The following is a 22871-nucleotide window of genomic DNA, read 5'->3' as shown; positions in this document are numbered from 1 at the left end:
TCTGTGTCACCGGTAGCGGGCAGCGACCCAGGTTCCCAGAGCGTGCAATCGGTCGACGAGCTCAGCGGGCTCCAACACGTCGAAATCGACATTGAGATAGACCAGCCACCGAGCAGCCCAGTCGAGGTCGTCCGCACCGAGGGACAGGACGCAGTCGTCACCCTCGTCGGTGATCGAACCGACCGACGGGCGGACCATCTTCCGGACTTCGTCGCCCGAGAGATATACCCGCACCCGGATACTGTGGCGCCATCCATGGGCGAGGCCGTCGGCCACGAACGCCGCCGCATCGTGCGGCGGAGGCGGCGCCCGGAACTTCGTGCCCAGCGGCCGGACGTCGCTGATGCGATCGAGAGCGTAGGCGTGCCAGCGGTCCGTCCCCCGCTCATTGCCGACGAGATACCACCGACCTCCGGACCGGACCAATTGCGCCGGCTGGACGTCGCGGGCACGTCCGGGTTCGTCGGATCGCCTGCGATGTCGAAAACGCACCCCTTCGCCCACACGACAGGCGAGTGCCAGCGCGACGAGCACCCCAGCATCCGCCGACCGCGCTTCATCTCCGTCGGCCGTCTCGGCCGCAGCCACCGCCTCGAATCGCCCTCGCAGGCGTGCGGGCATCGTCTCGGTGAGTTTGGCCAGTGCAGTCACCGCAGCGGGCGCCAGTCCCCCGACCCCGACCGAAGACTGCAGTCCGAGAGCCACCGCGAGAGATTCGTCGGCATCGAGCACCAGCGGCGGGCTCGCAGTGCCCGACGACAGTGTGTATCCACCGAATCGACCTGCTTCGGCATCGATGCGATACCCGAGATCCCGAAGATGTTCGACGTCACGGCGCGCGGTGCGCTCGGTGACGCTCAGACGCTCGGCGAGTCTGCCCGCGCTGATACCCGGGTTCGACTGCAGGATCGCCAGAGTCTGGAGACGGCGGCCGGTGGGAGTGGACATGACACAAATATGATGCCAAACCCTGACAGTTCTTGGCAGGGTATTCGTTTACGGTCGGAACATGGACACAATAAAGCTCCTCAAACCGGAAGGCCTGGTCAACAGCCCGGCATTCAGTCACGTCGCAGTCATCCCGCCGGGTGCCACGACCATCCTCGTCGGAGGACAGAACGCGGTCGACCCGAACGGGACTCTTGTGGGCGGAGACGATGTGGGCGCCCAAACTGCTCAGGTCATGACCAACCTGAAGACCGCACTGGCGGCCGCAGGCGCGGGCATGTCCGACGTGGTCAGTCTGACGCTCTATGCGGTCGACGGCATCGACATCACGGCCGGATACGCCGTCGCGGCTCAGTCCCTGGATCCGAACAGCGATCCACCGCTGATCACAGCAGCGATGGTGCCGGCGCTCGGAGTACCCGGGGCACTGGTCGAACTGGCTGCCGTCGCCGCGGTGCAGCGGTGACGAACAGGCAGACCGGGCACACCCGAGATGCCGGGTGGCAGATCGGTGTCTCGAAGACTATCGGTCATCCACTCGAAATGGTCTGGGACTTCCTCACCTCCGACGCGGGCACCGCGGTATGGCTCGGCCACGGCGTCCGACTGCGACGCGAAAAGGGTCTGCAGTACGAGACCACCGATGGAACCACCGGTGAGACAAGGAGTTTTCACCGCGAAGAACGAATCCGGCTCACCTGGCAACCCCGAGATTGGGACCACGAGACCATCGTTCAGGTCACGGTGACACCGGAGGGTGACCACAAGACCGTCATCCGCTTCCACCAGGAACGGCTGGTCAGCGCCGATGAACGGGAGCAGCAGCGGACGCACTGGCGTGAGGTGATGGCCGGCGTCGTCGCAGCGCTGGACCTCGAATACAGCTGACCGTCTGCTACATCGCGTCGACTGCGGACTGTGGTGACATCCGGTCGTCGACCAGCTTTTGATCGACCTTCACCTCGACGTCTCGGCGATGACAGGTCGCCTTGATCTGCTGCGCCTGTGCCGAACACGCTTCGAATCGCTCCCGACAAGACACTTCGATCCGGAATCTCACGTCGTACGTTCCTCACCTGGACGGGGGTCGCCAGCGCTCTGGCCTTCACCCCTGGTCTGATCGAGGCTCCTGCCGCGTACCCGGCGCCGATGAACCACGGAGACCATCTGTTCACTCTCGGGGTGGCTTCCGGTGATCCACTACCCGATGCCGTCGTGCTGTGGACCCGCCTCGCGTCCGCGCCCCTTGCCCCACATGGCGGCATGACCGACATCCCGATTCCTGTGGAGTGGGAGTTGGCTCTGGACAGCAACTTTCGCCGAGTATTCACACGCGGTATCGAGCTGGCGACTCCCGCAGACGGACACAGTGTTCACGTCGACGTGCGCGGCCTGGAGCCATCAACCGACTACTTCTATCGCTTTCGCGCGGCCGGCCACATCTCCGATGTCGGTCGCACTCGAACCGCACCGTCCGCATCAGGCACCACCGGGGCTCTGACGTTTGCCTGGGCATCGTGTCAGTCGTGGGGCGACGGATTCTTCAACGCATACGCCGACATGGCGGCAGCAGCGCCCGACGTGGTCTTCCACCTCGGTGATTACGTATACGAGAAAGCGATTCCGACCCGCGGCGGGCAGCGGAACACCACCGCCGTGCCGCAATCAGCGCACTCGGAGATGACCCGCCTCGACGACTACCGCGAGCGTTACGCGTTGTACAAGCTCGATCCCCACCTGCAGCAGGCGCACCGAACGTCACCGTTCATTGTCACCATGGACGACCACGAGGTGGAAAACAATTGGGCTGCAAACATTTCTGAGGACGAGGTCCCCGTTCCCGATTTCCTCTACCGCCGGGCCGCGGCCTTCAAGGCATGGTGGGAGAACACGCCCGTCCGCGCAGAATTGAGGCCGAACGGCGCAGACATGCGAATCTACCGACGCTTCACGTTCGGTGATATCGCGCAGTTCAGCGTGCTCGACACCCGTCAGTACCGCAGTGATCAGGTCAACGGTGACACCGACGGACCGCAGAATGAACTCACGGCCCGCCCGGACCGCACGATCACGGGAGCAGGTCAGGAACGCTGGCTGCTCGATGGCCTCGCGTCGAGCAGAACTCGCTGGAACGTCCTGGCCCATCAGACGACGATCGCTGATCTTGCGCGCAGCAAGAACGGGGCCCGCGCCGTGAGTATGGATGGGTGGAGCGGCTACGAGGCGTCCCGCGCGCGGATACTCGATGGGGCCCGCGAACGCGGTGTCGACAACCTGGTGTCGATCGTCGGCGACATCCACCGGTCGGTGGTCTCCGAATTGAAATCGACCTATACGCGTCCCGCCACCACCGTCGGAGTCGAGCTCGCCGGGACATCCATCTCGTCAGGAGGCGACGGTGCAGACAGCGACGAGAGCGACAAACTGCTCAAAGCTGCTTCACCGCACGTCAAGTTCGGAAATTCCCAGCGCGGGTACGTCCTCAACAGGCTCACTCATCAGGACTGGCAGGCGGAATTCCGCGTCACCGATTCGGTGGCGGATCCCGGCGCCGGACTCCGGCGGCGGGCGACAGTCAGGATCCCCGATGGCCGCCCTGACATCGAGGTCAGTTGAGTGTCGGCGATGAATGACCGACCACTGCTCAGTCTGTATTGGTTGAGAGGAGAGGACAGCCGATGCAGAACACAGAAAACACAGCGCAAATCCGCACACTGATCGAGACCTGGACCCGGGCGGTCCACCGCGGAGACCTTGCCGCCGTCATGGCAGATCATGCCTCCGACATCGTGATGTTCGATGTACCGCCGCCCGAACGTGGGATCCGCGGTACCGACGAGTATCGCGACTGCTGGCCACCGTTCTTCGAGTTTCAGGCGAGCGGAGGGTCGTTCGACCTCGACGAACTCGAGGTCGTCGCGGGAGGAGAGGTCGCCTATGCGTATGCGTTGCTTCGGTGCGACACTCCGGAGGGTCGAGCCGCACATCCTGACCGGAGGCTGCGGTTGACCCTCGGGCTACGCAAAGAAGGCGGACGCTGGGTCGTTGCGCACGAACATCATTCCTTCACGCTTGCCCCCTAGCCCAATCGAGACTGCCGCTACGAAGCCATCGGCCGAGTAGACCTCTTCACAGCCGCAGTCTCGAAGGCCACAGTGGGCGCCCTCCGAAGAGGACGCGTGGCTCAGGATTTCGAGAACTCGGGATCGCCGAGTTCGTCGACATCCATGGGTCCCGCGAACTGGCTGTTGTACAGCCGGTAGTACGGGCCGTGGTTGTCGAGCAGTTCATCGTGCGAACCCTGTTCCACGATCCGCCCTGCCTCCATCACGAGGATGGTGTCCGCATCCCTGACTGTCGACAGTCGGTGCGCGATGACGAAACTCGTCCGGTCGGTGCGCAGCGCAGCCATCGCTTTCTGGATGAGAAGCTCGGTTCTGGTGTCCACCGAGCTGGTCGCTTCGTCGAGGATCAGTAGCGTGGGCTTGGCGAGGAACGCCCTGGCTATCGTGATGAGCTGCTTCTCGCCCGCGCTGACACCACCGCCTTCTTCGTCGATGACTGTGTCGTAACCGTCCGGCAGGATCCGAACGAAGTGATCGACGTGGCTCACACGCGCGGCTTCGAGGATCGCGTCGTCATCTGCATCGGGGTCGCCGTAGGCGATGTTGTCTCGGATGGACCCGCCGAACAACCAGGAATCCTGCAGCACCATCCCTGTGCGTTCTCGAAGGTCATCGCGGGTCATCTGCGAGGTGTCGACGCCGTCGAGACTGATCGTGCCGGAGTCCACATCGTAGAACCGCATGATCAGGTTCACCAACGTCGTCTTTCCCGCACCGGTCGGCCCGACGATCGCCACCATGTGCCCCGGCTTGGCGACCAACGACAGTTGTTCGATCAGAGGTCGATCGGGGCTGTACCGGAACGAGACGTCGTCGAACGTGATGAGGCCCTTGTCCGCGTCCGGGCTTCGCGGCGAATCGGGATCGGGCACCTCCTCTTTCGCGTCGAGGATGTCGAAGATTCGTTCCGCCGACGCCACCCCGCTCTGCATCAGGTTGAACATCGACCCGATCTGGGTGAGCGGCTGAGTGAACTGTCGTGAGTACTGGATGAACGCCTGCACGTCACCGAGGCTCAAGGAGCCCGACGCCACCCGTAGCCCACCGACCACTGCGACCGCGACGTAGTTCAGGTTTCCGAGAAACATGATGGCGGGCATGATGATCCCGGAGATGAACTGTGCGCGCCAGCTCGATTCATACAGCTTCTCATTACGCTCGTCGAACCGGGCCTCCACATCCGCCTGCATGCCGAATGCCTTGATGACCTCATGCCCGGTGAATGCTTCCTCAACCTGACCGTTGAGTCGACCGGTACTCGACCACTGCGCAAGAAAATGCGGCTTGGACCGCTTCGCTACCTGCGCTGTCACGAATACCGCCAACGGAATGGTAACTATCGCGATCAGCGACAGCAGCGGCGAGATGTAGATCATCATAACGAGAATCGCGAGAACGGTGAGCACCGAGTTCAACAGCTGCGCAATGGTCTGTTGCAGGCTTTGCGAGACGTTGTCGAGGTCGTTGGTCACCCGGCTGAGCAGATCGCCGCGCTGAGTGCCGTCGAAGTAGCTCAGCGGCAACCGGTGGATCTTGTTCTCAACGTCGGCGCGCATCTCCCGCACCGTGCGCTGAGTGATGACGTTGAGCAGCCGGCCCATCAACCAGCTCAGCACGGAAGAGCCCACATAGAGCGCGAGCACAAAGATCAGCACGCGACCGACCTCGTCGAAATCGATACCGACACCAGGGGTCACGTCCATGGATGCGACCATGTCGGCGAAGGTGTTGTCGCCCTGCTGGCGCAGGCCCGCGACGGCCTGGTCTTTCGTCTCCCCTGCGGGCAACCGGTCGCCGACCACGCCGTTGAAGATCAGGTCGGTGGCATGTCCGAGGATGAAGGGTCCGACGGCATTGAGGACGACTGCCACCACTGCACACACCAGCACCAGAAGAAGTGCGGCGCGGCGGGTCGAGAGCAGAACCACCAGCCGCTTCACCGACGGTCCGAAGGCGCGCGCCTTTTCTCCGGGCGCCGCAGCATTCGGCGGTCCACCACCGGGGCGCGTCATGCCCGGCCCTCCACCGAGAGTTGCGATTCGACGATCTCGGTATACGTCGGGCACGTCGACAACAAGTGCTCGTGGGTGCCGATACCCACGACGGCGCCGCAGTCGAGGACGACGATCTGATCCGCGTCGGCGATGGTTGTGATGCGTTGGGCCACGATGATGACGCACGCATCGCGGGTGGCCGGACGCAGCGCGGCTCGCAGGCGGGCGTCGGTGTGCAGATCCAACGCCGAGAACGAATCATCGAACAGGTAGATGTTCGGCTTCCTGATCAGCGCACGGGCGATGGCAAGGCGTTGCCGCTGTCCACCGGAGACCGTCGTTCCGCCTTGCGCCACCGGTGTCTGCAACTGCTCTGGCATCGCCCGCACGAAATCTGCCGCCTGCGCGACGGTGAGCGCTGCCCACATCTCGTCCTCGGTGGCATCGAGTTTTCCGTACCGAAGGTTGGAGGCGATGGTGCCGGAAAACAGATATGGCTTCTGCGGTACGAAGCCGATCTCGCCGCGTAGAGCCGCTGGATCGAGGTCGCGGATGTCGACGCCGCCGAGGAGCACTTCCCCACCCGTGACATCGATCAAGCGCGGCAGCAACGCCACCAGAGTGGTCTTGCCTGAACCCGTCGACCCCACGATCGCCGTGGTCGTTCCAGGTTCGGCGCGAAAACTGATGTCGCGCAGCACCGGATCGTCCGCGCCCGGGTACTGGAAACGCGCGGCCCGCATCTCGACGGTGGCGGCGGCCCCGCTCAGGACCGCGGGTTTGTCGGTGGAGACCACCGACGTCTCGGTGTCGAGTACTTCGTAGATTCGTTCGGCGCACACAGATGCCCGTGGTGCCATCATCGCGAGGAACGAGGCCATCATCACCGCCATCAGGATCTGCATCACGTAGGCGATCATCGCGGTCAGCGCGCCGATCTCTACCTTTCCGTCTTCGATCAGGTGCCCACCGAACCAGATGATGAACACGATGGTGATGTTGCTGATCAGTAGGACCGATGGGAACATCAGCGCCAGCAATCTACCCACGCGCAGCGCGGCGTCGGTGAGATCGTCGTTGGCCCGTTCGAACCGGCGGCGTTCGTTGCGCTCGCGAACGAACGCGCGGACGACGCGGATACCGGTGATCTGTTCTCGCAGGACTCTGTTGACGATATCGATCCGGGCCTGCATGGCCCGGAAGCCCGGCATCATCCGGTAGATGATCACCGACATGGTCACCCCGAGGATGGGCACCGCGACGACGAGCACCCAGGCGAGCGTGCCCCCGACGCCGATGCCGAGGACGATTCCGCCGATGCACATGATCGGGGCCGTCACCAGGATCGTGCAGGCCATCACCCCTAGCATCTGCACCTGCTGGACATCGTTGGTGGTGCGGGTGATCAGTGACGGGGCGCCGAACACACCGACCTCTCGCGCGGAGAAGCTGTCCACGCGGTGCAGCAGGTCGTGCCTGATGTCGCGGCCCGCTCCGAGTGCTGCGCGTGCACCGAAATACATCGAGGCGATCGATCCGACAACCTGTACGAACGAGACGATCAGCATCCAGAAGCCGACCTCGAGGATGTATGACGTGTCGCCCTGGGCGACTCCGTTGTCGATGATGTCGGCGTTGAGGGTCGGCAGGTACAGCATCGCGGCGGTCGCGACGAGTTGCAGCACGACGACGCCGGACAGTTCGCGTCGGTAGCGACCCATGTAAGTGCGGAGCAGGCGGATCAGCATGGGGCAGTCACAGTGACGACGTTAGCAACAGTCACCGACGACCAGCGCATGGTTATTTCATCGGCACCGGCGGTGCCTGGTTTGCCCGGTTGCCGGCCCTGCGTCAGATGTCCACTCCTGAGTAGAGGATCCGCGCCGGATCGTACTTCGTGCGAATCGTCCGCAGTCTCGGCAGGTTTCCGCCGAAGTACCGTGCCGGCGCGACGCCCGCCTCGAGGTAGTTCACGTATGCGCCGGCCGAGGCCTTGCCGATCGTCCGGTGTGCGCTCGACACCCAGGAGGTCGCCGACGAGTAGGAGCCTCCCGGTACGACATCGGTGAACCACTGCAGGCTCGCCGCATGCGAGCGCCAGGGAAACGCGGTCCCGCTCGCGGCGACATCAGCGATTGCACCATCGAGGGGATCGATGATCACCAGTCCACCTCCACCGGCTCTGGAACGACTCCGTACCGCCGTGACGATCGAGTTCGCAACTGCATCCGTGACCTGTCCGACGATGTCGGAGCCGGCGACGAAGCCGTGCCGAGGAGCGGTCGCACCACCGGACAGCCGCAGAAAAGCCGCCATGGGATCGAGCGTTTGATGATCAGCGCCGGTGGGGGCAACGCCAATCGCTGCGGCGATGTCGGCGGCGATCCGGCGCCCTGTGCCGGCGGCACAGACCAGCAGCACCCCGACCGTCACCCCACCGCGCCTATCCGACCCGATGTTGAGGTTCGCCCACGCAGATCGCTCCGCGCCCGGCAGCCACCGCCTCCACCCAGAGATGACTGCGGCGGCAGCCGCTGGTGCGAAGCTCATGGTGACGATGTCTCTGCTCACGGCCGGTGCCGTCCGGTAGGTCAACGAGGTGACGATCCCGAAGTTGCCACCCCCGCCACCTCGGAGCGCCCAGAAAAGATCGTCGTTGTTGCCCGGCGATGCCGTGACAACGTCCCCGCTCGGCAGGACCACGGTCGCCGCGGCCAGGTTGTCGCAGGTGAGCCCGTATTGCCGGGAATCGACACCGAGGCCGCCTCCGAGCGTCAACCCGGCCGCTCCGACCGTCGCGCAGGTCCCGACAGGCAGCGTGCGACCCTGTTGCGCCAGGCCGTGTGCGACGCCGTAGAGGGTGGCCGCCGGCGGCACCGTGGCCAGGCCGGTACCTGCATCGAAGACGATCTGTCCGTCGAGTGTGCGCAAGTCCAGGACCATGGTGCGGTTGGCAGCAGATGCGCCCGTGTACGAATGGCCGCCGCTACGTCCGGCGATCTTCAGTCTGTGTTTGACCGCAAACGCCATCGCCCGCTGCACGTCCGACACGTTCCTGGGTACTACCACCGCCACCGGCGTGGAACCGTCATATCGGGTGTTGAAGATCTGTTTGGCGGTGGTGAAGGCGGGCTTCTGGGCGGGCAGGATCACCTGGCCGGTGAGCGATGCGGCCAACGTCGCCCAGTCGGCGGCGCGAGGCGCTGCGGCGGCGAAACCCGCCCCGCCCGAGATCGCGACGGCGACGCCACCGACGAGTGTTCCCTGCAGGAGTCGCCGGCGCGTGAGATGTCCGGCAGGCTGTTCGCCAGGTGTCATGTGCTGCAGTGTCCTTTGGGTCGCCCGACGACTGCTCAGAGCCTAGCTGCGAGCTGTGTATTGATATCGCGGAATCAGCGATCGGGCACTGCGAGACGCCGGGGCGGGCATGGAGTCACTGGGCCCACGGGGGCGAGAGGACAGCTCCGTCGGCTGTCGTCGCCTGTAACCCCGGCGTGGTTGTCACCCACGCGCTCGAATCAACAGCTCCACCATCGATTTTCACTTCGGAGCCGGCTGGAACGACGATGACGGCTCCGACATGCGCCTCCTCGACCACGCCGTTCAGGGACACGAACAGGGAACCGTCGAGCATCAGCAAGACTTCCTCGTTGCTCGGCCGATGAGCGATACCGATCTGCCCGGCAGGCACGGTCAACTTCCACGCGCACAGTTCTTGCGCACCTCGCCTCGGACTGACATACGAGGCGAAGGTACTGCCGTGAGCGGCGAACTGCTGCGCTTCGTGCGGTCGGATGATGGGCATCGGAACCTCCTGGCCGGTAACTAGACAAGTAACTTGACCATATAGACAAGCGGCTTGTCTGTCGATGGCATACTCCATCGTGTGAACGACAACGACTGGCAGACCGCAACGAGCGTTCTTCGGCTGTCGACTCAACTGGTCGACGGGATCCAAGCCGGTATGGCGGAACGGGGATTTGCCGACGTCCGGCCGGTGCACGGTTTCGTATTCAGCGCGCTGGCACAGGGAACGACCACCGCATCCGGCCTCGCAACCCAACTGCAGATCACCAAACAGGCTGCAGCTCAGCTGGTCTCGCATCTGGTTGAACACGGCTACGTAATCAGAGAGGTCGACCCCTCAGACGGGCGGGCCCAGCTGGTGACCTTGACACAGCGCGGCGTCTCGGCCACAGCCGCAGCTCGAGAATCCGCTGAGCAGTACGTGAACACCTGGCGACACCAGCTGTCCGCGGCAGAGTTCAACGCGTTGGCCGACGCCCTCAACACACTGGGCACTCCTGGCCGGTTGCGTCCGAACTGGTGACGATCAGCTCAACTTGCGTACCTCGGCGGACGCCACATCCAGAAAGTCGTCGATGATCTCCACCACCGCGGCGGGCGCCTCCGCGTGTGGATAGTGGCCGATACCCTCCAAGATCTCGAGGCGACTTCCCGGAATCGCCTCGTGCGCCGAGTAACCGTGTGCCACCGGGATGATCTTGTCGTGATCTCCCCAGATGAGCAGAGTCGGCATCTCGGAGTTGAGATAGAGCCGGTTCATCGCGGATACGGCCTGGCCGCGGTAGTCGACCACTGAGCGGAGAGTGCGCAAAAAGGCCTGCCTGGTCTCCCGATCCGACAGCGACGAGTACGAGCGCCAGGTCTCGTCGGCCCGCGGTGAATGCACACCCGCCGAACTGAGCCACGATCGAATCTTGTTTCCGACCTCGAGAACAGGCCGGGGCGCGATGATCGGCAACACCAACTCTGCGCCGGGGGCAGACAAGAGCCGCAGCGTCCAGTTCACATCGGGACCCAGGCCACCGCTACCGATGAGAATCAGCCGCTCGCAGTATTCGGGGTGCTGGTAGGTGAACTGCATCGCGACACCACCGCCCAACGATTGGCCTACGATCGTCGCCGACTCGACGTCGAGCTCGCGCAGCAGATCGCGAAGGAACGCCGCGAACGCACCGAGGGAGTAGTCGCCGCGTGGCTTGGCCGAATCGCCATGTCCCGGCAGATCCGGCGCGATGACCCGATACTTCCTCGCGAGCACTGGCAACACCGCGTCCCAGGTTCGCGAGCTCCCGGCCATGCCGTGGATCAACAGGAGTACGGGGCCCGTGCCCTCATCGCGATACGCGACGCGGTCGCCGTGTAGATCCATGTGACTGAACTCGTTCATGTGACGTCACTCCCCTGTCGTCATCTGATCCCGCCGGTGCGCTTCAACCTACGCGCATGTGGGCACGCTGCACGCGCTCGAACTCCACTGACATACCCGAGAACACACCTTGACGGGCAGGACCGACTCGATCACAGGCACCGAGCGACTGCAAGCTGCCCCACCGCGCGGCGATGAGATCAGGGCTGTGCGGGGGTCTGTCCATACAGATTCGCCAACCTGCAGGGAGACTCACCATGATCATCGTCGCCGGATCACTGTTCGTGGCGCCCGAGGGTCGCGCCGCCTACCTGGACAACTGCCGGGAGGTGATCGTGTCGGCCCGCTCGAGCGAAGGCTGCCTTGACTTCCACCTCTCGGCCGATCCGCTCGACAACGGCCGGATCAACGTCTACGAGCGGTGGAGCGGACGAAGAGAACTCGACGCCTTTCGGGGCGATGGCACCGGAGATGATCAAGGTGCGCAAATCCTGGGGGCCGACGTCCGCGAATACATCTGCGACCGCGAGATCCGGCTGTGAGTTGCACCTGCCCCGGACAAACAAAGGCGCCCCACACGTGATGTGAGGCGCCTTCGTGGAATGAGATCGTCGGTCGATCAGACCCCGACGGTTTCGCGGTCCGAATCGGCCTTCATCGGGTCGAGATCGGGTTCGATGTCGATCGTCCGGCGCAGCGGCCGGTTCGGCAGCACTGCGACCGCGATGAGGGCCACCACTGCGGCGGCCGCAGCGATCAGGAAGATCCGGCCCGTTGCGTCGCCGTACGACGCGCGGATGATCTCCTGGACTGGTCCGGGGAGAGCTCCGATGTCGAGGTTGCCACCCGACGACGACCCGGTGATCCCGAGCTTGGCCAGACCGCCCGAAGACAGATCTGCCACGCGGGTCGCAAGCACCGAACCGAGAACGGACACCCCGATGGCACCGCCGAACGTGCGGAAGAATGCCACGTTGCTCGACGCCGCGCCGATGTTGTGGACACTCACGGTGTTCTGTACGACCAGAACGAGGTTCTGCATCAGCATGCCCACTCCGAGTCCGACGACCAGCGTGAATGCGCCCACAAGCCACAGGTTGGTCGCGTGGTCGATGGTGCCGAGCATGCCGAATCCCAGGATCAACAGAATTGCTCCGGTGATCACGAACGGCTTCCACTTGCCGAAGCGGCTGATCAATTGGCCGGAACCGACCGACGCGATCAACATGCCGACCACGAGCGGAATCGACAGGACACCGGCGATTGTCGGAGAGAATCCGCGCGCGGTCTGGAAGTACTGACCGAGGAAGGTCGTGGATCCGAACATCCCCATGCCGACTGCGACGGAGGCGATGATCGCCAGACCCGTCGTGCGCTCGGTGACGATCTTGAGCGGGATGATCGGCGACTTGACCTTCGATTCGACGAACACGGTTGCGACCAGGAGTAGCAAGCCGCCTGCGACGTAGAGTGCCGATTCTTTGGAGATCCAGCCGTAGTATCCGGCCTTGCCGGCGAACGAGACCCAGATCAGCAGCACGGAGATGCCTGCGGTCATGAGGGTGGCGCCGAGCCAGTCGATCGACACGTTCGCTTGGCGTTCTGTCCTGATCTTCAGAGTCTTCTGCAGCAGGAACAGGGCGATCACGGCCAGGGGCACACACACGAAGAAGCACCAGCGCCAGCCGAGCGGGCTGTCGACGATCACGCCACCGAGGATCGGTCCACCCGACATCGACACCGCCATGGTGGCACCCATGTAGCCCGAGTAGCGGCCACGTTCACGCGGCGAGACGATGCTGCCGATGATGGCCACCACCAGAGCGGTCAGACCACCCATGCCGACGCCCTGGATCACGCGGGCCGCCAACAGGATCGGGACGTTGTGCGCGAACCCCGCGATGATCGAGCCGACCACGAAGATCACGATGGCCGACTGCACGAGCATCTTCTTGTTGAAGATGTCGGCGAGCTTGCCCCAGATGGGCGTCGACGCAGCGTTGGCCAACAGCGCCGTGGTGATGACCCACGCATATGCGGTCTGCGAACCCTTGAGGTCGCCGATGATCGTCGGCAACGCGGTGGCCACGATCGTCGTGCTCAACAGTGCCGTGAACAGCGCGGCGAGCAGACCGACCATCGACTCCAGAATTTGGCGGTGGGTCATCGCCAGAGGATCACGCTTTTCCACCACCATTGTTGAACTAGACATGTACTTCCTGACTTCCTTTGAGATGCGACACGTGCTCCAACTCGGCTGAGCGGTGCGCGTGCCTTGTCAACGACTGCTTGAGTTTGTGAATCGTGTGGTGCGCGGCACGGGCATCGGACTCGGTCCAGTCGGCGAGGACCGCCTGCAGTTCGAGAGCCATGGCTGCCCTGGTTCGCGCGAGCAGCGCCATCCCCTCGTCGGTGACCTCGATCTGGGTCGCGCGTCCGTCTCCGGGGTCGGGTCGCTTGTCGGCGAACCCCGCGTGCACCAGGTCGGTGATGTGCCTGCTCAGCGCTGACTGGCTGATGCAGAGGTCAGCAGCCAACTCGTTCTGGCGGCAGTGACCTTTGCTGACAAGAGCTACGAGGACGCCTAGTCCGCCAGGGTGCAGAGCACTGTAATCGGGAGATACCAGGGCTCCGCGGAGCACCCGGCCGACGAGATGCAGATCTTCGATCAGCTCCTGCGCCGTTTCCGGTGACACCGACATCGCGTCACCTCCAGTTCCACTTAATTGATTGCGCTATGCAACTATATAGTAGTTACATGCGGTAATCAACTAAGTGGGGGTGGAACCTATTCCCGCAGCGCGCGACCGACGCAGCTATCTGGCTGCTGCCAGCGGGTAGCCTCGCCGGACCGTCCGATCGAGGATCCCCAGGGTCCCGCGTAGAGATCCTTCGGCGATCACCGGGAAGATCCCCTTTGCGCGCCACTCCTCATGGATCTGTGACCAGTCGTAGAACGAGGTGACAACAGTGCCGCCGTCGTCGGAGGGCTCGAGACTGTACCCATAGACATGGCCGATCTGCGGCCGGACGCGACCGAGGATCGTCCAGGAGATCTCACGATCGGGAACGAATGTCCTGATGGTCACCGTGACGTCATATGTGCCCATCGGAAAATCTCCGAGGGCCTCACGATCCATATGGACGACGAACGTGTCACCCTCTGCTGCGACCCGGTCACCTGTGGCGTCCATCAACATTCCCGATGCATCGATGGCCACGTGTCCTTGTGGATCGCTCAACACCGCAAAGATGTCGGAGGGGCTCGCGGCGATCACGCGCTGGGCGGTCAGTCGGTCGTTGGTCATACCCGCAGGCTAACCGCCCCGGCGCGTCGGCAAACGCGGTTGTTGCCGCAGCAGCTCAGCTCGAGACCGTGTTGAGGTCTTCGACGAGGTCGAAGACCGGGTCATCGGGGCCTATGTCGAAGGTGCACTCCCCCGGGCGCGGATCGGGTACGAAAGCCCAGAACAACGCTCCCGCCGTTCCCGCCTGCCGTTGCCCGTCGACTTTTGTCTCGAAGTCGGCCGCACGCCCGACCACTGAGCCGCAGGATCCTGCGTTCTGCCCGATCTCGGCCACCACCAGGGGCTTACCCAGCAATTCCGCCTGCACGATGTGCGTTTGCAAGCCGTTCCAGATGTCGCCGGGAAGCGGCACCGCGTCGGCGCCGTAGTCGTGGTATTCGAGGACGTCCACGGCGGGCGAAGCGTTCACCAGTCGATAGTCGTCCCCCGCGGATCCGCACTGCCCGCCACCGATCAGGCCCGCCCAGATCGGCGTGGACGGATCGATTCCGCGTATCAGCGCACCGGCTTCATCGAAGAAGGTACGCAACACCGCGCCGGAGTCCGCTGGACAACTTCTCGTCTGCCATGAACATCCGGCGGCGGAACACAGACCCGGCTCTGGTTCCCCGACCAGTTCCCACCCGGCGAGTGCCGACGAAGATTTCCACCGATTGACCGCGGTCTGCACCCACTGATCGAAGCGGACCGGTGAACCCGCCGGAACGGCCGTCTCCCAACCACTCTGGTACCACTGCCGATCCTTGAACGCCTCGTCCTCACAGGCACCGTCGCCGGCTGTCAGCACCGGAACCAGTAACTGATCGTGCCTGGCCGCGGCGGCGAACACGGCGTCCATGGGACCGAAATCGAGTTGTCCGGTGTATTTGTTGACGGCAAGTCGCTGGAATGCGTTGAACCTGGTCAACGACCGTGGCTCGAGTGATCCAAAGTACTCATCGAGGTCCACCATGGCGCCGCATCCGGCATTGACCGACCAATCGGTCGCGAGCTGGTAGGCGTTGAATCCACTAGGCCACCAATCCTGTCCGTCGAGGGTGAGCCCGGTCGGCGTGGCCTGCACCCGAGCCGGCCCGGGTTCGGCGCCGGCGGCACTCGTGCCTGCCAGCGACGCCACGAGCACCACGAGCACAGCCAGCAACGTCGTGGCCACGTGTCGAGCCGGGAAAGTTCTCATCATCTGCCCTTCAGCCGGCCGCATGACCGTAAAGCTCATATTTGCACAGTTGGACAGAAAGGGGGTCGAGATGGGTCTCGCCTAAGCTCGACGGTGTGCCGAACACGCCTGATCATGTCGACGTCCTGATCATCGGTGCCGGTCTGTCCGGCATCGGTGCCGCCTGCCACATACGGGAGGAGTTCCCCACCCGGACCCTCGCGATTCTCGAAGCCAGATCGGCCTCGGGCGGGACGTGGGACCTGTTCAGATACCCCGGGATCAGATCGGACTCCGACATGTTCACCCTCGGATATCGCTTCCGCCCATGGTCGGACGACAAGGCGATCGCCGACGGACCGTCGATCCTGCAGTACGTGCGCGACACCGCCCACGAGTACGGCGTGGACAACGACATCCGATACAACCGCCGGGCCGTCCGGGCCGAGTGGTCCAGCCGATCGCAGACCTGGACCGTGACGGTAGAGCACACCGACACGGGTGAGACCTCCTCGGTCACCGCGAGTTTTGTCATGTCGTGTAGCGGCTATTACCGGTACGACCAGGGCTACACGCCGGAGTTTCCGGGCGTCGAGGAGTTCGAGGGCACCATCGTCCATCCCCAGCACTGGCCCGAAGACCTCGACTACTCCGGCAAAAGGGTTGTCATCATCGGCAGCGGAGCAACCGCCGTAACCCTGGCACCGTCGATGGCCGCAGACGCAGCGCACGTGACCCTGCTGCAGCGATCCCCCTCGTACATCATCTCGGTGCCGGCCAAGGACGCCCTCGCGAACCGGTTACGCCGGGTGCTCCCCACGTCCATTGCGTACTCGGTCTGCCGGGGCAAGGCGATCGCGGTGTCGACCGCGTTGTACCAACTGTGCCGGAGGTTCCCGAACTTCATGCGCGCCAAGATCCGGGACATGCAGATACGCCAACTGCCGGACGTCGACGTCGACATCCACTTCAACCCGAGGTACGACCCGTGGGATCAGCGACTGTGCCTCGTCCCGAACAGCGACCTCTTCCGAGCGATCCGCCACGGGTCGGTGTCGATGGCAACGGACACGATCTCGACGTTCACCCCGGACGGGATCGATCTGCACTCGGGACAGAAACTGTCGGCCGACATCATCGTCACCGCGACCGGACTCAACCTGCTCGCGCTCGGCGGCCTGACGTTCGTCGTCGACGGCGAAGAGGTCATCCTCCCCGAGACGATGACCTACAAGGGCTTGATGCTCAGCGGTATCCCGAACTTCGCCTACATCGTCGGCTACACCAACGCGTCCTGGACCTTGAAGGCCGATCTGGTGTGCGACTATGTCTGCCGATTGCTCCGGCACATGGATGCAGGCGGGTACGGCAGCGTGGTCGCCAGACGAGATCCATCGGTGGAGGAGGAACCCTTCCTGGATTTCGCGGCCGGCTATGTGCTGCGGTCGGTGAACACCTTCCCGCACCAGGGCTCGCGGGCACCGTGGCGTCTTCGTATGAACTATTACCGCGACGTGTTCACGCTGCGCCGGGGCGCCGTTGCGGACGACGCCGTCGAGTTCGCGCTGAAGCGGCCCGAGCTGACGGACGCCTGACGTCGCGCCCTCACGACCCTGTGAGACGGCGCACCAACCACGTGTAGACCGCGTCGCTGTTGAGCAGGGTGAAGTGATGTGCCGAGCCGAGGTGCATGCCGGAATCTTCGGCAAACCCGATGTTGCGGCGCCGATCTCGGCCACCTGCGCTGCCGTGGAGGACGAGCCCGTCGCCGATCACCCGACCGAGGGGGTGGCTCGGGCTCCTGGTGATGGTCGCCGAGACGAAACTGTGCTGGGCACCGACATGCAGGGGCACCTCCGCGATGGCCGCCTGGCGTAAGGCGTCGAGATCCCGGTCATGCCAGTCCTCGTCCACCAGCGACCCGGCGTGCAAGTCGCGGATACCGCTGCTGCGGCGATGGAGCAGGTTGCCCAGCGGCCGTGACTCGGGGAGGCGCCGGAGCGCTGCCGTCGCGAGGTGAACAGTTCGCGCCAACGGCGCGCCCAGGTGCGGCGAACCGAGGCAGACGATGTGACGAACCTTGGTCGCCCACTCGCGGCCCGACAGAGCAGCTTGATGACATGAGCTGCGTGCCACCAGACCACCCATCGAATGACCGACCAGAACGATCTGATCCACCGGAACCGGCCAGTTCGCCACCACCTCGGCGATGAGCCGCGCCAGGTCCGCACCATTTTCCGAGATGTGCCTACCGGTGTTGTAGCGGATCTGCAGGGCCGTGCACTCCAGATCGTTCGCCAGCCGACTGCCATAGGTCGGGGTTCTACCGATCTCCCAGGCGAATTCCGTCTCCATCAGTCCGTGGAGGAAAAAGACGAGGTCGGGTGTCGCATCTGGGTGATCATGCGCCAACGACTCCCGGTCCAGCCCGCAGGCCTTACCATCGATCCTTATCGACATCTCTTGCGCGAGTGGGGAATGCGCATCGGCGAGGGCGTCCCCGATCAACCCTGTCAGTGCGCCCAATGCCACCGCGCCCCGCTTGGTCTGCGACAACGTCGAACCATGTCCGTCGATGGTCCGTGATGCGACCTCGGCGGCGACCGAACAACCTGCGGTGATCGAACGGTAGGTACCCCCGGCGATGGTGTTGTGCATCAGCTGCGTCGGTGCGGCGAACCCGCCCACTCCCAGCCGGACCGCGGAGAACACCCGATCGGCGATGGCCCGGTGCATCGCACCGATTCCCCGCGTTGCCTTTCCGACCTCGATGAACGCCAGTTCCGCGAGAGCCCGGACCTCATCGGTCTCGAGGTCATGACTTGTTTCGATGACACCAACCATGCATCTCAGTGTACAGTCGTACACTCGATTGTCATGCCGGATGGCGACCACTCTGCGAAACCGGAAGATCTGACACAGCGCAGTCCTCGGTGCCTGTCTGGGGCTACCGTCGCTGCATGGGAACTGCCGCGGTTGGACGATCCTCGACCACACTCGTGATGGCCGTCGCGATCCTCGCGTCGTTCGTTGCGTTTCTGGATGGTTCGGTGGTCAATCTGGCCCTGCCGGCCATCTCCGAGGATCTGAGTGGCGGATTGGCCACCCAGCAGTGGGTCGTCGACGCCTACCTGCTCACGCTCGGGGCGTTGATACTCGTCGCAGGAGCGATTTCTGACGCGTTCGGCCGGCTGCCGGTACTGCGTATCGGACTTCTCGTATTCGGTCTTTCGTCGCTTGCATGCACACTCGCCCCCACTGCGGGGGTCCTCATCGTCGCCCGCGGATTTCAAGGGGTCGGTGCGGCACTCCTGGTCCCCAGCTCACTTGCTCTGATCAATTCCGGCGTAGGACCTGACGAGCAACCAAAGGCGATCGGAACGTGGACCGCGTGGACGGGAACAGCCTTCGTGGTCGGCCCGCTCCTCGGAGGTGTCCTGGTCGACACCCTCAACTGGCGATGGATCTTTGCAGTCAACGTCGTCCCGGTCGCCGTGACTTTGATCCTGTCCCAGCGGCTTGTCGAGCCGCCGCGGACAGCGCCGCGACCCCGCATCGACGTGCCCGGCGCAGTCCTCGCCGCGGCAGGTCTGGCGGGAACCGTGTACGCACTGATCGAAGGGCAGCGACTGGGACTCGCCGAACCCGTTGTCGCCGTTGCCCTGGGCGTCGGGGTCGGGGGCCTGCTCGGACTGGCGTGGCGCGAGACGCACACCGATCACCCGATGATCCCGTTGCGAATGTTCGCGGTCAGGAACTTCGGAGTCGGGAACCTGGCCACCACCTTCATCTACGCGGGGGTGTCGATGGGGATGCTCGTCGTCGCCCTGTTCCTGCAAGAGGTCGCGGGATTCTCAGCGCTGACCGCAGGTTTGGCGACCCTCCCGGTACCCGTGCTCTCGTTTCTCATCGCCCGTCCGGTCGGCGTACTCGCGGGAAGGTACGGCCCGCACCTGTTCATGGCGGTCGGACCTGTCATCGCCGGAGTCGGCTACCTACTGATGCTCACCACGGGGCCGGACTTCAACTTCTGGACCCAGATGTTCCCCGGTCTCGTCCTGTTCGGGATCGGCCTCTCGGTCACCGTCACACCTCTCACCTCGGCAATACTCGCGGCCGTCGACCGCGAACAGAGCGGGATCGGTTCCGCCATCAACAACGCGATCTCCAGGGTCGCCGGCCTGGTGGCCGTGGCCTGCACCGGGATCGTCGTGAGTGGTCAGCTCGACTATGCGGCTTTCCGCCGAGTCGCGTTGGTGACCGCCGTGCTGTTTATCGCCGGCGGCATCGTCTCGGCGGTGGGGATCCGGAACGGGGAGCACCATCCCGACCGGGTCACCCCTGAGGCCGCGGCCGCGTGCTGCGACAGGGTCACCGCCCCACCCCGGTGATGGGCTGTTCTGGCGAACATAACCGCAGGTCAGGTTCGCCAAAACCACACATTTTCGGGCGGTTGGGTGGAAACATCGGATCAATGGCCCACCTGTTGAACGAATCCGAGATCACCCAGGCACTCGCCGATCTGCCGAAGTGGAGCCGCGAGGGAGAGTCCGTGACCCGGACCGTCGACTGCCCCGATTTCCCGGCAGCCATCGCGTTCGTCGTCCGGGTGGCCGAGGCGGCCGAGGCGGCGGATCACCATCCGGACATCGACATCCGTTGGCGCAAGGTCACGTTCACCCTGAGCACTCACTCCGATGGTGGACTCACCGGCAAGGACACGCAACTGGCACACCAGATCGACGACCTGGAGCCCTAGAACTCACCTGGTCAATGCGGCGTACCTCGCGATGTGCTGATCCGCGGAACCGAACTCGTACTCGATCGCCGTCAGCCGCTTGAAGTAGTGCCCGATCGCCAACTCCTCGGTCATTCCCATGCCGCCGTGCAGCTGCACCGCATTCTGGCCTATGAATCGCGCCGAACGACCGATCGTCGCCTTTGCGGCCGACACCGCGAGCGCGCGATCGACTCGGTCACCGTCGAGATTGAGAACCGCCAGGTACACCGCCGCCGTCGATTGCTCCAGCTCCATGTACATGTCGACCATTCGATGCTGTAGGGCCTGGAAGCTGCCGATGGCCTGGCCGAACTGCTGCCGCTGTTTCGCATACTCGACGGTGTCGTTCAACACCTTTCGCATCAGTCCGACAGCCTCGGACGCGACAGCAGCAGTCGCCTCGTCGACGGCGCGGTCGATGGACTCCCACGCCTGCCCTTCCGCACCGATCAAGGCGTCGGCGGGAACTCGGACATCGGTGAACGTGAGATCGGACGCCTGCCGGTCATCGATGGTGCGATACGAATGGACTCCCAGCCCGGCGGCGGGTGCGGCGGGGTCGAACTCGAGAAGAAACAACGAGATGCCGGAGGTGTCACGCTGCTCACCGTCGGTGCGGGCCGTCACCAGAAGGTGGTTCGCCAGCGGCGCGCTGCTCACAACTTCCTTTGTGCCGTTGATGATCCATGAGTCGCCGTCTTTGCGGGCGGTGGTGCTGATGTCGGAATAGCTGTGACCCGACGTCGGCTCTGTTGCTGCGAATGCCGTGATGGCCTCACCCGCGACGATCTGCTCGAGTACGCCTTTGGCCCGCTCGCCTCCCCCACGTTGCAGCAGCCCGGCACCGAACACCACGGTATCGACGAACGGTTCGACGACGAGGGCCTGTCCCAACGCTTCGGTGACGATCATCAATTCGACCGGTCCGCCACCGATCCCTCCATCGGATTCCGGGAGGGTGGCACCCAGGATGCCGAGTTCTTCCGCGAAGCTGTGCCAGATCTTCGGCTGCCAGCCAGCGCCCGTCTTCGCCGCAGCACGACTCGGTGCGAGCTCGTAGCGGCTTGCCAAGAACTTGGCGAGTCCGTCGCGCAGGAGTTCCTGTTCCTTGGTCAGAGTGAAGTCCATCAGAGCCCCAATGCTGCTTTGGCGAGTATGTTTCGCTGAATCTCGTTGCTACCGGCATAAATCGAGCCGGCTCGATCATTGAAGTAGCGCAACGGTGCCACTGCCTCCCACGGCTCGCCACTGACGTACCCGTCGGCTGGAGCGGTGAACTCGGCGATGGGTCCACCCGGTGCCGCGGCGTGCGGCTGGTAGACGCGGCCGCGGGGTCCGGCGGCCTCGAGGGTCAGCTCTGTCAGCTTCTGACTGAGTTCTGTTGCAAGCACTTTGAGCATCGACGACGCCGGGCCGGGGTTCTTTCCCGCGGCCATTGCAGAGAGGGTCCGATACTCCAGGATCTCCAGCACTTTGGTACGGATCCTTGCTTCCGCGAGTTTGTTCGCGAACGCCGGATCGTCGAGCAGCGCGCCGCCGTTCGGGCCCGGTTTGTCGGCCGCCGACGTGGCCAGCGACTCCGCCATCACCTGCAGCGCAGGCGCGGCAGCACCCCCACCACGTTCAAAGACGAGCAGATACTTTGCAACAGTCCAGCCGTCGTCGATCTTGCCGAGCACATTCGCCTTCGGAACCCTGACGTTGTCGAAGAAGACCTGGTTCTGGACCTGCTCCCCCGAAGTCATCACCAGCGGACGCACCTCGATGCCCGGTGACGTCATGTCGATGAGTACGAACGTGATCCCGATCTGCTTCTTCTCGTGACGAGAGGTTCGGACGAGCGCAAACATCCAATTGGCCTCGGTCGCATGGGTGGTCCAGATCTTGCTACCGGTGCAGACGAGGTGGTCGCCGTCGTCGACCGCCGCCATCGACAGCGACGCGAGGTCCGAGCCCGCCTCCGGTTCGGAGTAGCCCTGACAGAAGAAGACTTCGCCGGTGAGGATTCCCGGCAGAAAATAGTTCTTCTGCTCGTCGGTACCGAAAGCAGTGATCGCGTGCGAGACCATCCTGATGCCCATCGGCGACAACGACGGTGCACCGGCGAGAATCGATTCGCGACTGAAGATGTAGTGCTGGGTGAGGCTCCAATCGCAGCCACCGTGCTCGACCGGCCACGCCGGCGCGGCCCACCCACGCTCATGGAGGATGCGCTGCCATTCCATGCTTGCCTCGTGGTCCGAATACACGCTCGTCATCAGCCGGCCCGCGCGCCGCAGCTGCGGTGTCAGCTTCTCGTCGAGGAAAGACCTGACCTCGTCCCGAAAGGCCAAGTCGTCCGCTGACCAGTCCAAATCCATCTGCACTCCCTGCATGTGGCGCCCGAT

Annotated in this window: 22 protein-coding genes; 9 read left to right on the top strand and 13 right to left on the bottom strand. The window is 64.0% G+C overall.

Annotated features, from left to right (window positions below):
• Positions 1–6: 6 nt before the first annotated feature.
• A complete protein-coding gene (locus J3S28_RS05365) occupies positions 7–948 on the bottom strand; it encodes a helix-turn-helix transcriptional regulator (RefSeq protein ID WP_207838522.1) in 942 nt (313 codons plus the stop codon).
• 61 nt (positions 949–1009) lie between these two features.
• Here J3S28_RS05365 and J3S28_RS05360 point away from each other — a divergent pair, with 61 nt between their 5' ends.
• The 4 genes from J3S28_RS05360 to J3S28_RS05345 all read left to right on the top strand — a co-directional run bounded on the left by J3S28_RS05360 (position 1010) and on the right by J3S28_RS05345 (position 4031).
• The gene (locus J3S28_RS05360; RefSeq protein ID WP_207838519.1) at positions 1010–1414 is read left to right on the top strand and encodes a RidA family protein; all 405 of its coding nucleotides are present in this window, start codon (positions 1010–1012) and stop codon (positions 1412–1414) included.
• Positions 1411–1836 carry an SRPBCC domain-containing protein gene (locus J3S28_RS05355; protein WP_307796869.1) on the top strand — a complete coding sequence of 142 codons (426 nt, stop codon included), beginning with the start codon at positions 1411–1413 and terminating at the stop codon, positions 1834–1836. The genes J3S28_RS05360 and J3S28_RS05355 overlap by 4 nt, the downstream gene beginning before the upstream one ends.
• A 117-nt stretch (positions 1837–1953) precedes the next feature.
• Complete coding sequence (locus J3S28_RS05350; RefSeq protein WP_372435940.1) at positions 1954–3564, top strand: alkaline phosphatase D family protein; 1611 nt, start codon at positions 1954–1956, stop codon at positions 3562–3564.
• A 62-nt stretch (positions 3565–3626) separates the two neighbouring features.
• On the top strand, positions 3627–4031 hold the full coding sequence (locus tag J3S28_RS05345; protein WP_207838516.1) for a YybH family protein: 405 nt from the start codon (positions 3627–3629) through the stop codon (positions 4029–4031).
• A gap of 101 nt (positions 4032–4132) precedes the next feature.
• Here J3S28_RS05345 and J3S28_RS05340 read toward each other — a convergent pair whose 3' ends face one another.
• The 4 genes from J3S28_RS05340 to J3S28_RS05325 form a co-directional block, all read right to left on the bottom strand.
• Positions 4133–6085 (bottom strand): ABC transporter ATP-binding protein, encoded by a 1953-nt coding sequence (locus tag J3S28_RS05340; protein ID WP_207838514.1) that lies wholly within the window; start codon positions 6083–6085, stop codon positions 4133–4135.
• Positions 6082–7815 carry an ABC transporter ATP-binding protein gene (locus J3S28_RS05335; protein WP_207838511.1) on the bottom strand — a complete coding sequence of 578 codons (1734 nt, stop codon included), beginning with the start codon at positions 7813–7815 and terminating at the stop codon, positions 6082–6084. The genes J3S28_RS05340 and J3S28_RS05335 overlap by 4 nt, the downstream gene beginning before the upstream one ends.
• 103 nt (positions 7816–7918) lie before the next feature.
• Complete coding sequence (locus J3S28_RS05330) at positions 7919–9385, bottom strand: FAD-binding oxidoreductase (protein ID WP_207838509.1); 1467 nt, start codon at positions 9383–9385, stop codon at positions 7919–7921.
• A 115-nt stretch (positions 9386–9500) separates the two neighbouring features.
• Positions 9501–9872 carry a cupin domain-containing protein gene (locus J3S28_RS05325; RefSeq protein ID WP_207838507.1) on the bottom strand — a complete coding sequence of 124 codons (372 nt, stop codon included), beginning with the start codon at positions 9870–9872 and terminating at the stop codon, positions 9501–9503.
• An 81-nt stretch (positions 9873–9953) separates the two neighbouring features.
• Here J3S28_RS05325 and J3S28_RS05320 point away from each other — a divergent pair, with 81 nt between their 5' ends.
• The gene (locus tag J3S28_RS05320; protein WP_207838505.1) at positions 9954–10397 is read left to right on the top strand and encodes a MarR family winged helix-turn-helix transcriptional regulator; all 444 of its coding nucleotides are present in this window, start codon (positions 9954–9956) and stop codon (positions 10395–10397) included.
• A 3-nt stretch (positions 10398–10400) separates the two neighbouring features.
• Here J3S28_RS05320 and J3S28_RS05315 read toward each other — a convergent pair whose 3' ends face one another.
• The gene (locus J3S28_RS05315) at positions 10401–11261 is read right to left on the bottom strand and encodes an alpha/beta fold hydrolase (RefSeq protein WP_207838503.1); all 861 of its coding nucleotides are present in this window, start codon (positions 11259–11261) and stop codon (positions 10401–10403) included.
• A 236-nt stretch (positions 11262–11497) separates the two neighbouring features.
• Between J3S28_RS05315 and J3S28_RS05310 the strand changes: the two genes are divergently transcribed.
• Positions 11498–11782, top strand: coding sequence for a putative quinol monooxygenase (locus J3S28_RS05310; RefSeq protein ID WP_207838501.1), 285 nt, complete (start codon positions 11498–11500; stop codon positions 11780–11782).
• Positions 11783–11859: 77 nt separating this feature from the next.
• On the opposite strand, the gene J3S28_RS05305 is transcribed toward J3S28_RS05310, so the two are convergent.
• From J3S28_RS05305 to J3S28_RS05290, 4 genes are all read right to left on the bottom strand, one after another.
• Positions 11860–13452: an MDR family MFS transporter gene (locus J3S28_RS05305; protein ID WP_207838499.1), complete on the bottom strand. Its 1593-nt coding sequence runs from the start codon at positions 13450–13452 to the stop codon at positions 11860–11862.
• On the bottom strand, positions 13445–13942 hold the full coding sequence (locus tag J3S28_RS05300; protein WP_207838497.1) for a MarR family winged helix-turn-helix transcriptional regulator: 498 nt from the start codon (positions 13940–13942) through the stop codon (positions 13445–13447). The genes J3S28_RS05305 and J3S28_RS05300 overlap by 8 nt, the downstream gene beginning before the upstream one ends.
• A 114-nt stretch (positions 13943–14056) precedes the next feature.
• Complete coding sequence (locus J3S28_RS05295; RefSeq protein WP_207838495.1) at positions 14057–14548, bottom strand: SRPBCC family protein; 492 nt, start codon at positions 14546–14548, stop codon at positions 14057–14059.
• A 55-nt stretch (positions 14549–14603) separates the two neighbouring features.
• Positions 14604–15728, bottom strand: a complete 1125-nt coding sequence (locus tag J3S28_RS05290) for a beta-mannosidase (protein ID WP_372435963.1) — start codon at positions 15726–15728, stop codon at positions 14604–14606.
• A 92-nt stretch (positions 15729–15820) separates the two neighbouring features.
• On the opposite strand from J3S28_RS05290, the gene J3S28_RS05285 reads away from it, so the two are divergent.
• Entirely contained in the window at positions 15821–17299 is a 1479-nt protein-coding gene (locus J3S28_RS05285) for a flavin-containing monooxygenase (protein ID WP_207838492.1), read from the top strand.
• Between the two features lie 10 nt (positions 17300–17309).
• Here J3S28_RS05285 and J3S28_RS05280 read toward each other — a convergent pair whose 3' ends face one another.
• Entirely contained in the window at positions 17310–18548 is a 1239-nt protein-coding gene (locus tag J3S28_RS05280; protein WP_207838489.1) for a lipase family alpha/beta hydrolase, read from the bottom strand.
• 116 nt (positions 18549–18664) lie between these two features.
• On the opposite strand from J3S28_RS05280, the gene J3S28_RS05275 reads away from it, so the two are divergent.
• Together J3S28_RS05275 and J3S28_RS05270 are read left to right on the top strand one after the other, a co-directional pair.
• Positions 18665–20095, top strand: coding sequence for an MFS transporter (locus J3S28_RS05275; RefSeq protein ID WP_207838486.1), 1431 nt, complete (start codon positions 18665–18667; stop codon positions 20093–20095).
• An 83-nt stretch (positions 20096–20178) separates the two neighbouring features.
• The gene (locus J3S28_RS05270) at positions 20179–20463 is read left to right on the top strand and encodes a 4a-hydroxytetrahydrobiopterin dehydratase (protein ID WP_207838484.1); all 285 of its coding nucleotides are present in this window, start codon (positions 20179–20181) and stop codon (positions 20461–20463) included.
• A 3-nt stretch (positions 20464–20466) separates the two neighbouring features.
• On the opposite strand, the gene J3S28_RS05265 is transcribed toward J3S28_RS05270, so the two are convergent.
• The gene (locus J3S28_RS05265) at positions 20467–21612 is read right to left on the bottom strand and encodes an acyl-CoA dehydrogenase family protein (RefSeq protein WP_207838482.1); all 1146 of its coding nucleotides are present in this window, start codon (positions 21610–21612) and stop codon (positions 20467–20469) included.
• Entirely contained in the window at positions 21612–22844 is a 1233-nt protein-coding gene (locus J3S28_RS05260; RefSeq protein ID WP_207838480.1) for an acyl-CoA dehydrogenase family protein, read from the bottom strand. Before J3S28_RS05260 ends, J3S28_RS05265 begins: the two co-directional genes overlap by 1 nt.
• Between the last annotated feature and the right edge of the window lie 27 nt (positions 22845–22871).

It is taken from the genome of Williamsia soli (assembly GCF_017377795.1).
Taxonomy (GTDB): domain Bacteria; phylum Actinomycetota; class Actinomycetes; order Mycobacteriales; family Mycobacteriaceae; genus Williamsia; species Williamsia soli.
The sequence above is the reverse complement of the archived record's forward strand: the minus strand, read 5'-3'. Positions and strand labels throughout refer to the sequence as shown.